The organism is Pseudomonas sp. FP1762, assembly GCF_030687105.1.
GTDB classification, from domain to species: Bacteria; Pseudomonadota; Gammaproteobacteria; order Pseudomonadales; family Pseudomonadaceae; genus Aquipseudomonas; species Aquipseudomonas siliginis.
Genome location: NZ_CP117458.1, coordinates 4,821,082 through 4,835,658 on the forward strand (window position 1 = coordinate 4,821,082; position 14,577 = coordinate 4,835,658).

The window sequence follows — 14,577 nt, forward strand, 5'->3', positions numbered from 1 at the left end:
TCCATGCCGCGTTTTCTTGCTCCGCTGCTGTTGCTCTGCCTGACCTTCAACGCCCACGCCGACAGCTACATCACTCGGCTGCTGAACAAACCAGTGCCGGGCGGCGTCGCCGTGGTGGATCTGGGCACCGCAGCGCAGGTGCCGAAAGCCACTTATCAAGGCAAACCGGTATTGGTGGTCAAAGAGCAGAACAACTGGTTGGCGATCGTTGGCGTGCCGCTGACGGTCAAGCCTGGCGCGCAGCAGATCAGCAGTGGCGGGCGTAACCTGCCGTTTACCGTGGGCAGCAAGAAATACCCGGAACAGCACATCACCCTGAAGAACAAACAGCAGGTCAATCCGAACGCCGACAACCTCAAGCGCATTGAAGGCGAACTGGCGGAACAGATCGCGGCTTACCGCAGTTTCAGCCCGAACACGCCGAGCAATCTGCTGCTGGACAAACCGGTCAACGGGCCGCTGTCGAGCAAGTTCGGTGTGCGTCGTTTCTTCAACGGCGAAGAGCGCAATCCTCACGCCGGCCTCGATTTCGCAGTGCCGGCGGGCACGCCAATCAAGACCCCGGCGGCGGGCAAGGTGATTCTGATCGGCAATTACTTCTTCAACGGCAACACGGTGTTCGTTGACCACGGCCAAGGCTTTATCAGCATGTTCTGCCACATGTCGAAGATCGACGTGAAAAACGGCCAGCAACTGGCCCGTGGCGCGGTGGTGGGCAAGGTCGGCGCGACCGGCCGCGCGACCGGGCCGCATATGCACTGGAACGTCAGCCTGAATGACGCGCGGGTGGATCCGGCGATTTTCATTGGGGCTTTCCAACCTTGAATATGGGTTGAGGCGACCGGCCTGCTCGCGAAGGCGCCCTATAAAACACCGCCATACTCAATGAATCTCCTAAAACTCAATTGCGCCCCAATCTAGCCTTACGCAAACATCAACAACTTCCACCGCCTAAAGCGCAATAAATTCCTGCAAAACCCCGCTTTTCGGGTATTCCTCTCAATTTTTTCCGACTGCTTGCCATCCTTTCCCCTCGCGGTTAGGGTTGAAGCCATGAAAACCTCTCACACCCTCATTCAGCTTCGCCAGCACCGCAGCCTGTGCCTCGTCAGCGCACGACTGCCAGGCTGAATCGCTGCGCCTCGTCCCACGCTTTTCCAAGAACATTCGTTCAACCGGCAGGCCGCCTCTTTTCGGCCCAGACAACAAGGAATTTCCCGATGAGCATGCTCAAAGACCCGTCTTCGAAATACCGCGCGTTTCCCGTCATCAACCTGCCGGATCGTACCTGGCCGTCGAAGACCATCGACGCCGCGCCGATCTGGTGCAGCTCCGACCTGCGTGACGGCAACCAGTCGCTGATCGAACCAATGGACGCGGCGAAGAAGCTGCGCTTCTGGAAAACCCTGGTGCAGGTCGGCGTGAAGGAGATCGAAGCGTCGTTCCCGGCCGCGTCGCAAACCGACTTCGACTTCGTGCGTACGCTGATCGAAGAAGGCCACATCCCGGACGACACCACCATTCAGGTGCTCACCCAGGGCCGTGAAGACCTGATCGAGCGCACCTTCGAATCCCTGCGCGGGGCGAAGAAAGCCATCGTTCACCTGTACAACGCCACCTCGCCTTCTTTCCGTCGCATCGTCTTCAACCAGGACAAGGACGGTATCAAGGCCATCGCCGTCAACGCTGCCAAGCTGTTCGTCAAATACGCGGCCATGCAGCCGGAGACCGAGTGGACCTTCGAATACTCGCCGGAAACCTTCAGCGCTACCGAGCTGGAATTCGCCAAGGAAGTCTGCGACGCCGTGATCGAGGTGTGGAACCCGACGCCTGAGCACAAGATGATTCTCAACCTGCCGGCCACGGTTGAATGCGCGACGCCGAACGTCTACGCCGACCAGATCGAATGGTTTGGTCGCAACATCAACCGTCGTGACAGCGTGATCATCAGCCTGCACACCCACAACGACCGGGGCACCGGCGTCGCGGCCACCGAGCTGGGCCTGATGGCCGGCGCCGATCGCGTCGAAGGCTGCCTGTTCGGCAACGGCGAGCGCACCGGCAACGTCGACCTCGTCACCGTCGCGCTGAACATGTACACCCAGGGCGTCGACCCTGAGCTGGACTTCTCCGACATCGACGGCGTGCGCAAGGTCGTCGAAGAGTGCAACCAGATCCAGGTGCACCCGCGTCACCCATACGTTGGCGATCTGGTGCATACCGCTTTCTCTGGCTCGCACCAGGACGCAATCCGCAAGGGCTTCGCCCAGCAGAAACCGGACACCCTGTGGGAAGTGCCGTACCTGCCGATCGATCCGGCCGACATCGGTCGCAGCTACGAGGCGGTGATCCGCGTCAACAGCCAGTCGGGCAAGGGCGGCATCGCTTACTTGCTGGAGCAGGAATACGGCATCAGCCTGCCACGCCGCATGCAGATCGAGTTCAGCCAGGTTGTGCAGCGTGAAACCGATCGCCTGGGCCTGGAGATGACCGCCAAGCAGATTCACTCGCTGTTGATCAGCGAATACCTGCAGGCCAACACTCCGTATGCGCTGGTCAGCCATCGTTTGCAGGAAGAAAACGGCAACAGCGCCGTAGAAGTCGAAGTAGCCAGCAAAGGTCAGGGCGAAACCAACCTGCACTGGCGCGGCAAGGGCAACGGCGCGCTGGAAGCTCTGGTCGCCGGCCTGCCGATTCCGGTGGAAATCATGGACTACAACGAACACGCGATCGGCGCGGGCACCAATGCCAAAGCGGCGGCCTATATCGAATTGCGGGTGAACGGTGAACGTGCAGTGCACGGCGTGGGTATCGATGAAAACATCACCACGGCGAGTTTCAAGGCATTGTTCAGCGCGCTGAACCGCTCGCTGAGCCAGCCAGAGGCGAAAGCGGCGTAATCGACCGCTGAAATGCGAAAGGCCCCGGAGTGCAAACTCCGGGGCCTTTCTTTGCCTACAGGTTTCTGGCTGACTTTTATGGCCCCTTCGCGAGCAGGCTCGCTCCCACATTTGGAATGCATTTCCCTGTGGGAGCGAGCCTGCTCGCGAAGGCGTCCTGACAGGCGCTGGGAGTATCAGGTGAACTCGAAAGTGTCGGCATCCAGGTTCGCCGGAAAGCGCTCGCGATACGCCGCCAACGGCGCCGCTTCCACAATCACCTTGAACACGCCATCCGCCTCCCCCGCCGCCAGCAACGTCTCGCCCTGGAAATCCAGCACCTGACTGTCGCCGGTATACGCGAAGCCTTTGCCATCGCTGCCCACCCGATTTACCGCTGCCACGTAGCAGAGATTTTCAATCGCTCGTGCCGGCAGCAGGCGGTTCCAGTGCAGACGCCGTGCGCCCGGCCAATTGGCGGTGTACAGCAGCAGATCGGTGTCCTGCGCGTCGCGGCTCCACACCGGGAAACGCAGGTCGTAGCAGATCAGCGGACGAATCCGCCAGCCCTTGAGCTCGAACTGCACCTGACGCTCGCCCGGCGTGTAATGGTTGTGCTCGCCAGCCATACGAAACAGGTGACGTTTGTCGTAATGCAGCACTTCGCCGTCCGGCCGCGCCCAGAGCAGGCGGTTGCGATGGCTGCCGTCAGCCGCCTGGATGATCACGCTGCCAGTGATGACCGCATCGAACTTGGCCGCCTGCGCCCGCAGCCATTTGCTGGTCGGGCCGTTTTCGGCTTCGGCGAGGGTTTCCGATTCCATCGAGAATCCGGTGGTGAACATCTCCGGCAGGATGATCAGATCGGCGCCCCGGGCCTGCTCCAGCAGCAGCTCGAAATGCTCGAGGTTGGCCTGGCGGTCGTGCCAGGCCAGGCTGGTCTGGATCAACGCCAGAGTCAGGTCTGGCAATGCACTCAGATCACGCATAGTTTCGCCGCCGCTTCACGCAGCGTCTCCTCGCGTTTGGCAAAGCACAGGCGTATCAGGCGCTGGCCTTGCGGTGGATTCTGGTAGAACACCGACACCGGAATGCTCGCGACACCGTGCTCGCGAGTCATCCACATGGCCATGTCGACATCATTGAGATCCGGGCGGATCTGCGAATAATCGACCAATTGGAAATAGGTGCCGGTGACTCGGGTAAAACTGAAGCGCGACGGCGCGAGCAGATCGCAGAACAGATCGCGCTTGGCCTGATAGAAACCCGGCAGCTCTTCAACGTGCTCCGGGTGCTCGGCCATGTAATCGGCCAGCGCGTATTGCAGCGGTGTGACGCCACAGAAGCTCACGTACTGATGCACCTTGCGCAGTTCGGCTGTCAGGGCTGGCGGGGCGACGACATAGCCGGTTTTCCAGCCGGTGACGTGGTACGTCTTGCCGAACGAGCTGACCACGAAGGCGCGCTGATACAGCTCTTCATGGGCCAGCACGCTGACATGCGGCACGCCGTCGAAGACCAGGTGTTCGTAGACTTCGTCGCTGATCAGATAGATGTCGCGATCACGGATCAACGCCGCCAGTTGATCGAGCTCGGCGCGGCTGATCAATGCGCCGCTGGGGTTGTGCGGGGTGTTGATGACGATCATTTTCGTGCGCGGGCTCAGGGCCGCGGCGAGCTGGTCGAAATCGATGGTGAAATCGTCCGGGTTCAGTTGCACATGCACGCAACGGCCACCCGCCAGCTCCGTTGCCGGTGCGTAGCTGTCGTAGCACGGATCGAAGACGATGACTTCATCGCCGCTGTGAATCACTGCCTGAATCGCGCAGAAGATTGCCTGAGTCGCACCGGGCGTTACCGTCACTTCATGATCGGCATCGACAGTCACGCCGTAGCTGCGCGCGATCTTGGCCGCGATCTGCTGACGCAACGCCGGCAAACCGGTCATCGGCGAATACTGGTTATGGCCACTGGCGATATGCCGCCCGACCGCATCACGCAACGACTGCGGGCCGTCGAAATCCGGGAAACCCTGGGACAGGTTGATCGCGCCGGTCTGCGCCGCGAGCTGAGACATCTGCGTGAAAATAGTGATGCCGACATTCGGCAGCTTGCTGGTGATCATCGAGGGTTCTCTGCTCAACACCCGGCTCTGACGACGGCGCGGGAGAGCCCGAGGATAGCCCATCCGGCGCCCATAAAAAAAGGGCGCCAAACGGCGCCCTTCTCTCATTGAACAAACCCAATCCTGTGGCGAGGGGATTTATCCCCGTTCCGGCTGCGAAGCAGTCGCAAACCCGTTGAATGCGGTTTGACTGATACACCGCGGACACAGGTTTTGGGGCTGCTGCGCAGCCCATCGGGGATAAATCCCCTCGCCACAAAAGCCCCACACAAAATTGTGCAGGGCCTCGGATCACTTCTTGTCGCGGCGCTTCTTGCTGGCTTTCTTGTTGTGCGACATCAAGCGACGCTTCTTGTTGACCTGGCGGTCGGTCAGCGTGTTCTTGTTGCCTTCGTACGGGTTCTCGCCGCCCTTGAACTCGATGCGGATCGGCGTACCGACCAGCTTGAGTACACGACGGTAAGTGTTCTCCAGATAGCGCACGTACGACTTCGGCACTTTCTCGATCTGGTTACCGTGGATCACGATGATCGGCGGGTTCGCACCACCGAGGTGAGCGTAACGCAGCTTGATCCGACGGTTGTTGACCATCGGCGGCGCGTGCTCGCCCACCGCATCTTCGAGAATCTGGGTCAGACGGTTGGTCGGCCAGCGGGTAACAGCGGACTTGAACGAGTTCTGCACCGAAGCGTAGAGGTTGCCCACGCCCGTGCCGTGCAACGCCGAGATGAAGTGAATGTCGGCGTAGTCGACGAAGAACAGCCGACGTTGCAGCTCGACTTTCACGAAGTCGCGCTCGCTCGGCGTCATGCCATCCCACTTGTTGATCGCGATGACCAGCGCACGACCGGATTCGATCGCGAAGCCCAGCAGGTTCAGGTCGTGATCGACCACACCCTCGCGGGCGTCCATCACGAAGATCACCACGTTGGCGTCTTTGATCGCCTGCAGGGTTTTGACCACGGAGAACTTTTCGACTTCTTCGTGGATCTTGCCGCGCTTGCGCACACCGGCGGTGTCGATCAGCGTGTACTTCTCTTCATTGCGCTCGAACGGAATGTAGATGCTGTCGCGGGTGGTGCCCGGCTGGTCGTACACGATGACCCGGTCTTCACCAAGCATGCGGTTGACCAGGGTCGACTTGCCGACGTTCGGACGACCGATGATGGCGATCTTGATCCCGTCTTTTTCGCTCGGACCAGGAATGCGCTTGGCTTCCTCGCCTTCGGCAACGACTTCTTCCTCTTCACCTTCAGCCGGCTCGTCATCATCGCGCGGGAATTCGCTCAGGGCGGCTTCCAGCAGTTGCGTGATACCACGGCCGTGGGCGCCGGCGATCGGGATCGCGTGGCCCATGCCCAGCGGGGCGAATTCGGCGCGGGCCATTTCCGGGTCGATGTTGTCGACCTTGTTGGCCACCACGTGGGAACGCTTGTTACGTTTGCGCAAATGCTCGGCGATCATCTGGTCGGCAGCGGTAAAACCGGCCTTGGCATCTACCAGAAACAGCACCACATCGGCTTCTTCGATGGCCAGCAGCGACTGCTCGGCCATTTTTTCGTCCATACCATGTTCGTCACCGGAGATACCGCCGGTGTCGATCAGAATGTAGGAACGCCCTTGCCACTTGGCCTCACCGTACTGGCGATCACGGGTCAGACCGGACAGGTCGCCGACGATGGCGTCACGAGTCCTGGTCAGGCGGTTGAACAAGGTGGACTTGCCGACGTTCGGTCGGCCCACCAGGGCGATTACGGGAACCATGCGGCTCTCCACTTCGTTATTTCAGAAAATACAAAAGCCGCTGCGAGGCAGCGGCTGGTGCTCGGGGCAACACCCGGGGGCGCTGCAAACCCTGCTGATGCAGGGCCGCTTGGGGATGAACCCCAAGCATAGTTGTTACTTGATGGTCAGGGCTTCCAGTTTGCCGCTGTTGCCATACACATAAATCGTGTCGCCCACCACCAGCGGACGGGCACGCAGGCCGTCGCTGTCGATGCGCTCACGGCCGACGAAACGACCGTCGACCTGACTCAGCAGATGCAGATAACCTTCCAGGTCACCCACAGCTACGTAGCTGGAGAACACTTCCGGAGCCGACAGTTGACGGCGAGCCAGCGAGTCGTTGCTCCACAGTGCGGTGGTGGAACGCTCATCGACGCCTTCAACGGTGCCCGAGGACAGGCTCACGTAGACGCTGCCGAAACCTTGAGCGATACCGGCGTAGCTCGACGCATCGCGCTGCCACAGTTGACGACCGCTTTCCAGGTCCAGTGCCGCAACGCGACCCTGATAGCTGGCCACGTACAGCGTGCCGCCCGACAGCAGCAGACCGCCGTCGATGTCGACGACGCGCTCCAGCTCCGAACGACCCTGTGGAATGGCGATGCGTTGTTCCCACACCGGCACGCCGTTGGAGATGTCCAGCGCGACCACTTTACCGGTCGACAGGCCAGCTACGGCCAGACGGTTGGTCGCCAGCGGAGCACTGGTGCCACGCAGGGTCAGGACCGCCGGGGTGCTGTCATACACCCAGCGCTGGTTGCCGGTGGCAGCGTCCAGACCGATCAGACGATCGTCCTGGGTCTGCACCACCACCACGTCGCCATTGTTGGCCGGCGGCGCGAGCACTTCACTGTTGACGCGGGCACGCCACTTCTCTTCACCGTTGCTGGTGTCCAGAGCGACGACTTCGCCACGCAGCGTACCGATCAGTACCAGACCATAACCCACGCCGACGGCGCCGGAGACAGGCAGTTCCAGATCCTGGTCCCACTTCACGTCGCCGTTGCTGCGATCCAGCGCCATCACCACACCAGTCACATCGGCGGCGTAGATGGTGTCACCGTCGATCGCCGGCACCAGCATGTTGTAGGTTTCGCCCTGACCGTCACCGATCGAGCGGCTCCACTGCTTCTGCAGAACGACTTCTTCTTTGAAGTCGGTCAGTTCGGCCGGTGGCAATTCTTTCTTGCTGTTGCTGCTGCAACCCGCGGCCAGAAGGGCCAGAGCCAGCAATGCTGCATGCTTCCAACGGATCACGTCACGCATCCCCTTTGGCCAGGTCGTCGAGCTTGATTTGAAGGCCACCGACCGCCGCTTCATCCGACAGTGCCGCCTTGGCTTTTTGATACGCCTTGTTCGCGTCATCGGTACGGCCCAAGCGCACCAGCAGGTCGCCCTTGAGTTCTTCGCGAGTGGCCAGGAACGCTTTGTCGGCATCGCCGTCGAGCAGTTTCAGGGCGTCTTCGGCCTTGTCCTGCGCGCCCAGCACCTGCGCCAGACGCTGACGGGCGATTTCGCCCAGCGCCGGGTTGGCCGGTTTGTCGACGATGGCTTTGAGTTCGGTTGCCGCGTCGTCCAGCTTGCCGCTGTCGACCGCCACTTTGGCGACGAACAGGCTGCCGTATTGCGCATAGGCAGAACCGCCGTACTCGCTGTTGAGCTTGCCGGCCAGATCCGCAACGCGGGCGGCATCAGGCTTGCCGTCAGGCGTCAGCGTGGTTTCCAGCAATTGCTGATAGAGCACCGAGGCGCCTTGCGACTGGTTGCTCTGGTATTTGTGCCAGGCCTGCCAGCCGAACACGATGACCAGCGCCAACAGGCCGCCGGTGACCAGAGGTTTGCCGTTGCGTGTCCACCAGTCCTTCAAATCCGCCAACTGTTCGTCTTCGGTACTCGACACCCCAATACTCCTTAATCGCTAAATCGGCTGTTAAGACAGCTTCAACCCTGCACGACGCAGGTGGCCAGGTGAGCGGCAAGCGCATCCCAGGCAATGCTTTGTTGTTCGCCCTGGCCACGCAGGGGTTTGAAACCTACCACTTGCTGGGCCATTTCGTCGTCACCGAGGATCAATGCGTACAGCGCACCGCTCTTGTCGGCCTTCTTGAACTGGCTTTTGAAGCTGCCGGCGCCGGCATTGACTTGCAGGCGCAGGTTTGGAAGTTCATCGCGAACCCGTTCGGCCAGGGCCAGACCGGCCAGCTCGGCCTCTTCACCGAAGGCGCAGAGGTAGACGTCGACCTGACGGGAAATTTCCTGCGGAATCTGCTCAAGGGTTTCGAGCATCAACACCAGACGCTCGATGCCCATGGCGAAACCGACGCCCGGGGTTGTCTTGCCGCCCATCTGCTCGACCAGGCCGTCGTAACGGCCGCCCGCGCACACGGTGCCCTGGGCGCCGAGCTTGTCGGTGACCCATTCGAAAACGGTTTTGCTGTAGTAATCGAGGCCACGCACCAGTTTCGGGTTGAGCACGTAAGGAATGCCGACGGCATCCAGACGCGCCTTCAGGCCTTCGAAGTGAGCGCGGGACTCGTCGTCGAGGTAATCGGCCATTTTCGGCGCATCGACCAGCACGGCCTGGGTGTCGGCATTTTTCGTGTCGAGCACGCGCAGCGGGTTGGTTTTCAGGCGACGCTGGCTGTCTTCGTCGAGCTTGTCGTGGTGCGCCGAGAGGTACTCGACCAGGGCTTCACGATAGCGACCACGGGATTCGCTGGTGCCGAGGCTGTTGAGTTCGAGCTTGACCGCATCACGAATGCCCAGCTCGCCCCACAGGCGCCAGGTCATGATGATCAGCTCGGCGTCGATGTCCGGACCGTCGAGGTTGAACACCTCCAGACCGATCTGGTGAAACTGACGATAACGGCCTTTCTGCGGACGCTCGTGGCGGAACATCGGGCCGATGTACCAGAGTTTCTGCACCTGACCACCGCCGGTGATGCCGTGCTCAAGCACGGCGCGCACGCAGGCCGCAGTGCCTTCCGGACGCAGGGTCAGGGAATCACCGTTGCGGTCTTCGAAGGTGTACATCTCTTTTTCGACGATATCGGTGACTTCGCCGATCGAGCGCTTGAACAGCTCGGTGAACTCGACGATCGGCATGCGGATCTGCTTGTAACCGTAGTTATCCAGCAGACGCGCCACAGTGCCTTCGAAATAACGCCACAGCGGGGTCTGTTCGGGCAGGATGTCGTTCATGCCACGAATGGCTTGCAGAGACTTGCTCACAAAATTTCCTTAATTCGTTCGATCAGCCGCGCGCGATAACGGCAGCGTCAGCTTCGACCTTTTCGGCCGCTTTCTGGCGGATCAGCTTTTCCAGCTCGTCCACCAGATTGTCATTCGTCAGCTTCTGCGACGGCTTGCCGTCGATGTAAATCAGGTTTGGCGTGCCGCCGGTCAAGCCGATATGGGCTTCCTTGGCTTCGCCGGGGCCGTTGACCACGCAACCGATGACCGCGACATCCAGCGGCACCAGCAGGTCTTCAAGGCGCCCTTCCAGCTCGTTCATGGTTTTCACCACATCGAAGTTCTGCCGCGAGCAGCTCGGGCAGGCGATGAAGTTGATGCCACGGGAACGCAGATGCAAAGACTTGAGAATGTCGTAACCGACCTTCACTTCCTCGACCGGGTCGGCCGCCAGCGAGATGCGGATAGTATCGCCAATCCCTTCGGCGAGCAGCATACCTAGGCCCACGGCGGATTTCACCGTGCCCGATCGCAAACCGCCGGCTTCAGTGATGCCGAGGTGCAGCGGCTGGACAATTTCTTTCGCCAGCAAACGGTAGGCTTCGACGGCCATGAACACGTCGGAGGCTTTCACGCTGACCTTGAAGTCCTGGAAATTCAGGCGTTCGAGGTGTTCAACGTGGCGCAGCGCGGATTCGACCAATGCGGCCGGGGTCGGCTCGCCGTATTTCTTCTGCAGGTCTTTTTCCAGGGAACCGGCGTTGACGCCGATGCGGATCGGAATGCCGCGATCACGCGCCGCATCGACCACGGCACGCACGCGGTCTTCGCGACCGATGTTGCCCGGGTTGATACGCAGGCAATCCACACCCAGTTCGGCCACGCGCAAGGCGATTTTGTAGTCGAAGTGGATGTCAGCCACCAACGGCACTTTGACCAGTTGCTTGATCTTGCCGAACGCCTCGGCGGCGTCCATGTCCGGCACCGAGACGCGAACGATGTCGACGCCGGCGGCTTCCAGACGATTGATCTGCGCCACGGTCGCAGCGACATCATTGGTATCGCTGTTGGTCATGCTCTGCACAGCGATCGGCGCGTCGCCGCCCACCGGTACGTTGCCGACCCAGATCTTGCGCGATTCGCGACGTTTGATTGGAGATTCGCCGTGCATGACTTATTGACCCAACTTCAGGCGAGCAGTCTCGCCACTGGTGAACGGAGCGATATCGACCGGTTGGCCGTTGTAGCTGACCTGTGCCGCGCGGGCAACGCCCAGACGTACGGCGAGCGGCGGCTTGCCGGAAACACTCACGCTGTCGCCTTTATGCTTCAGGCCGCTGAAAATCACTTTGCCACGGCCATCGGTCACCTGTGCCCAGCAATCGCCGGTGAACTGCAACTGCACCTGGCCTTCGCCGGCGACCGGCGCAGCTGCTTCAGCGCTTGGCGCTTGAGCAACCGGCGCGGTCGGGGCAGGTGTCGCTGGGACATTCGGCGCTGGAGTGGCCGGAGCCGCCACCACTGGCGCAGGCGTCGGTGCCGGAGCGCTTGGCGCAACTGCCGGGGCAGCCGGCTCGGTTGCTGGCGCTGCGGACTCGGCACCGGTGGATTCAGCACTGGTTTCCGACTGCGGCAAGGCCAGCGATGTCGAATTGTCAGCCTGATTTTCGGCGACAGCCTGATCTTCCGGCTCGTCGATCGGGTGGATCTGCGTGGTGCCGTCCGCGCCTTCGACTTCGACGTGTTCAGGCGCCAGGCTGGTCAGATCGCGGGTGCGCTGCGAGGTCTGATCCTGCCACCAGACGAAACCGCCACCGATGACCGCGATCAGCAGCAACAGGCTGACGATACGCAAAATGGTGTGGGAAACGCGCACCGGCTCTTCGATACGACCGAGGGCATGAACGTTGCTGCCCTGGGAATCGGTGCCGGTGGACTGGTCGAATTGCTGAACCAGAACGGTCTGGTCCATGCCGAGCAATTTGGCATAGGCGCGAATGTAACCGCGAGCGAAGGTATGCCCCGGCAGCTTGTCGAAAGCGCCGGCTTCAAGATTGCTCAGGGACGTCACGGTGAGGTTGAGCTTGAGGGCCACTTCGGCCAGCGACCAGCCATTGCTTTCGCGGGCCTGGCGCAGGGTCTCACCGGGATTTACGCGATTCGCTGCTACAACTTCGGGATGCGCCGCTTTCATCATTGCTCCGACAGGTATTGCTGATATTCCGGCGTACCGGGATAGAGTCGTTTTAATTGCAGACCGTAACTGGCTGCCTTGTCGCGATCTTCAAACACTTTTGCCAGCCGAACGCCGAGCAATAGACTACGTGCATTTTGTTCGGTGAGCTGGCTGAAACGGTCGTAATAGTCACGCGCGGGCACATAATGCCTGTCTTCGAAGGACAACTCAGCCATTTCCAGCAATGCGCGCGGTTGTTGGCGATTCAGGCGCAGGGCTTTTTCCAGCTGTTGCTGGGCCAGATCACGCTGGCCGAGCTTGGCGGCGGTCATGCCGAGATTTTCGAAGACCCGCGAGCGCTCAGGATACAGGGTATCGGCGGCCGCTTGTTCAAAACGCTCGTAGGCTTCCTTGTAGCGCTGTTCTTCGTAGAGAAAACTGCCGTAGTTGTTGAGGATGCGCGCATCGGCGGGACGTGAGGACAGGGCCTTGCGAAAGTGCTCGTCGGCAAGTGCCGGTTCCATTTCAGCTTGGAACACCAGACCGAGGGCCGCATTGGCGTCGGGGTCGGAACTGTCCAGCTCCAGCGCTTTCTTCAATGGCACCTTGGCGCGCTCGGTCATGCCTTGCTGCAGATAGCCCAGCCCCAGCTGCACGTAGGCAGCCCGCGCTTCATCGCGGCCCTTGCTGGTCTTCATCGGGTTGTAGTCACCCGACAGGACACAGCCAGCGCACAGGCTGGCCAACAGCAACAGCAGCGCAAAGCGCAGGGACATAGAGATCCTCTCTTAGTTAGTGTTCGCGGCGTTCTGTGCCAGATCGCTGTCGGCGCTCAACTCGCGCACGGCGATGTAACGTTCGCTGCGACGGGTGCGATCCAGCACCTGCCCTACCAATTGACCACATGCGGCGTCGATGTCTTCACCACGGGTGGTGCGCACGGTGACGTTGAAACCGGCCTGATGCAACTGATCCTGGAAGCGGCGGATGGCATTGTTGCTCGGCCGCTCGTACCCGGAGTGCGGGAACGGGTTGAACGGGATCAGGTTGATCTTGCACGGGATGTCTTTAAGCAGCTCGATCATTTCCACTGCGTGCTCAAGCTTGTCGTTGACGTCCTTGAGCAAGGTGTACTCGATGGTCAGCACACGTTTCTCACCAAGGGCGGACATGTAGCGCTGGCACGACTCGAGCAGCATCTTAAGCGGATATTTCTTGTTGATCGGCACCAATTGGTTACGCAATGCGTCGTTCGGTGCGTGCAGGGACAACGCCAGGGACACGTCGATGTGCTTGGCCAGCTCATCGATCATCGGCACCACACCCGAGGTGGACAGGGTCACGCGGCGCTTGGAGATCCCGTAGCCGAGGTCATCCATCATCAGATGCATGGCGGCGACGACGTTGTCGAAGTTGAGCAACGGCTCGCCCATGCCCATCATCACCACGTTGGTGATGGCGCGGTCGATGGTAGCCGGGACGCTGCCGAAAGATTTGTTGGCAATCCACACCTGACCGATGACTTCGGCGGCGGTGAGGTTGCTGTTGAAGCCTTGCTTGCCGGTGGAGCAGAAACTGCAATCCAGGGCACAGCCTGCCTGGGACGAAACGCACAAGGTGCCGCGTTTGCCCTGGGGAATGTACACGGTCTCGACGCAGCTGCCGGACGCCACGCGCACCACCCATTTACGGGTGCCGTCGCTGGAGATGTCCTCGCTGACCACTTCCGGACCACGCACTTCAGCAATGGCCTTGAGCTTGTCGCGCAAGGCTTTGCTGACGTTCGTCATGGCGTCGAAATCATCGACGCCAAAGTGGTGAATCCATTTCATTACCTGACCGGCACGGAAACGCTTCTCCCCGATTGAGTCGAAGAATTTTTCCATTTCCGGCTGGGTCAGACCCAGCAGGTTTGTTTTAACAGTCGATGTAGTCATGGATTCACCTTCACTCTGCAAGCAATGCTTAGCGAGTGGTTACTTCAGTAGCTGCGAAGAAGTAAGCGATTTCGCGAGCGGCAGCAGCTTCGGAGTCCGAACCGTGAACGGCGTTGGCGTCGATCGATTCAGCGAAGTCAGCACGGATGGTGCCGGCAGCAGCTTCTTTAGGGTTGGTAGCGCCCATCAGCTCACGGTTGCGAGCGATAGCGTTTTCACCTTCCAGAACCTGAACGACAACCGGACCGGAAGTCATGAAAGCAACCAGGTCACCGAAGAAACCGCGCTCGCTGTGCTCAGCGTAGAAGCCTTCGGCTTCGGCTTTGGACAGTTGCTTCAGTTTCGAAGCTACAACGCGCAGGCCAGCGTCTTCGAAGCGAGTGGTGATCTTGCCGATCACGTTTTTAGCAACGGCGTCAGGCTTGATGATGGAGAAAGTACGTTGAACAGCCATGGTGTAACTCCAGAAACGGTAATTTGCGA

13 protein-coding genes are annotated in these 14,577 nt (G+C 60.5%); 2 read left to right on the forward strand and 11 right to left on the reverse strand.

The genetic code is table 11. From position 1 onward, the window contains the following. Nucleotides 1–3: 3 nt before the first annotated feature. Together PSH90_RS21355 and leuA are read left to right on the forward strand one after the other, a co-directional pair. Nucleotides 4–825 (forward strand): peptidoglycan DD-metalloendopeptidase family protein, encoded by an 822-nt coding sequence (locus tag PSH90_RS21355; RefSeq protein ID WP_305381496.1) that lies wholly within the window; start codon nucleotides 4–6, stop codon nucleotides 823–825. A 395-nt stretch (nucleotides 826–1,220) separates the two neighbouring features. After that, entirely contained in the window at nucleotides 1,221–2,900 is a 1,680-nt protein-coding gene (gene leuA / locus PSH90_RS21360; RefSeq protein ID WP_016773339.1) for a 2-isopropylmalate synthase, read from the forward strand. Nucleotides 2,901–3,076: 176 nt separating this feature from the next. Here the strand turns inward: leuA and PSH90_RS21365 are convergent, their stop codons facing one another. The 11 genes from PSH90_RS21365 to ndk all read right to left on the reverse strand — a co-directional run bounded on the left by PSH90_RS21365 (nucleotide 3,077) and on the right by ndk (nucleotide 14,548). Next, on the reverse strand, nucleotides 3,077–3,868 hold the full coding sequence (locus tag PSH90_RS21365) for an amidohydrolase (RefSeq protein WP_122507799.1): 792 nt from the start codon (nucleotides 3,866–3,868) through the stop codon (nucleotides 3,077–3,079). Continuing rightward, nucleotides 3,856–5,004, reverse strand: a complete 1,149-nt coding sequence (locus tag PSH90_RS21370; protein WP_252876852.1) for a pyridoxal phosphate-dependent aminotransferase — start codon at nucleotides 5,002–5,004, stop codon at nucleotides 3,856–3,858. Before PSH90_RS21370 ends, PSH90_RS21365 begins: the two co-directional genes overlap by 13 nt. A 291-nt stretch (nucleotides 5,005–5,295) precedes the next feature. Continuing rightward, nucleotides 5,296–6,768 (reverse strand): ribosome biogenesis GTPase Der, encoded by a 1,473-nt coding sequence (gene der, locus PSH90_RS21375; RefSeq protein ID WP_024014210.1) that lies wholly within the window; start codon nucleotides 6,766–6,768, stop codon nucleotides 5,296–5,298. Nucleotides 6,769–6,903: 135 nt separating this feature from the next. Further along, complete coding sequence (bamB, locus tag PSH90_RS21380; RefSeq protein ID WP_252876853.1) at nucleotides 6,904–8,055, reverse strand: outer membrane protein assembly factor BamB; 1,152 nt, start codon at nucleotides 8,053–8,055, stop codon at nucleotides 6,904–6,906. Further along, nucleotides 8,048–8,689 carry a tetratricopeptide repeat protein gene (locus PSH90_RS21385; RefSeq protein WP_056790153.1) on the reverse strand — a complete coding sequence of 214 codons (642 nt, stop codon included), beginning with the start codon at nucleotides 8,687–8,689 and terminating at the stop codon, nucleotides 8,048–8,050. The genes bamB and PSH90_RS21385 overlap by 8 nt, the downstream gene beginning before the upstream one ends. 41 nt (nucleotides 8,690–8,730) lie before the next feature. Beyond that, nucleotides 8,731–10,020 (reverse strand): histidine--tRNA ligase, encoded by a 1,290-nt coding sequence (hisS, locus tag PSH90_RS21390; protein WP_252876854.1) that lies wholly within the window; start codon nucleotides 10,018–10,020, stop codon nucleotides 8,731–8,733. A 22-nt stretch (nucleotides 10,021–10,042) separates the two neighbouring features. Next, nucleotides 10,043–11,152 (reverse strand): flavodoxin-dependent (E)-4-hydroxy-3-methylbut-2-enyl-diphosphate synthase, encoded by a 1,110-nt coding sequence (ispG, locus tag PSH90_RS21395; protein WP_016773332.1) that lies wholly within the window; start codon nucleotides 11,150–11,152, stop codon nucleotides 10,043–10,045. A 3-nt stretch (nucleotides 11,153–11,155) separates the two neighbouring features. After that, nucleotides 11,156–12,175: a RodZ family helix-turn-helix domain-containing protein gene (locus PSH90_RS21400; protein WP_236168945.1), complete on the reverse strand. Its 1,020-nt coding sequence runs from the start codon at nucleotides 12,173–12,175 to the stop codon at nucleotides 11,156–11,158. Beyond that, nucleotides 12,175–12,933 (reverse strand): type IV pilus biogenesis/stability protein PilW, encoded by a 759-nt coding sequence (gene pilW, locus PSH90_RS21405; RefSeq protein ID WP_252876855.1) that lies wholly within the window; start codon nucleotides 12,931–12,933, stop codon nucleotides 12,175–12,177. The genes PSH90_RS21400 and pilW overlap by 1 nt, the downstream gene beginning before the upstream one ends. A gap of 12 nt (nucleotides 12,934–12,945) precedes the next feature. Continuing rightward, a complete protein-coding gene (gene rlmN, locus PSH90_RS21410; RefSeq protein WP_003227893.1) occupies nucleotides 12,946–14,094 on the reverse strand; it encodes a 23S rRNA (adenine(2503)-C(2))-methyltransferase RlmN in 1,149 nt (382 codons plus the stop codon). Between the two features lie 28 nt (nucleotides 14,095–14,122). Continuing rightward, nucleotides 14,123–14,548 carry a nucleoside-diphosphate kinase gene (gene ndk / locus PSH90_RS21415; RefSeq protein WP_024014216.1) on the reverse strand — a complete coding sequence of 142 codons (426 nt, stop codon included), beginning with the start codon at nucleotides 14,546–14,548 and terminating at the stop codon, nucleotides 14,123–14,125. Between the last annotated feature and the right edge of the window lie 29 nt (nucleotides 14,549–14,577).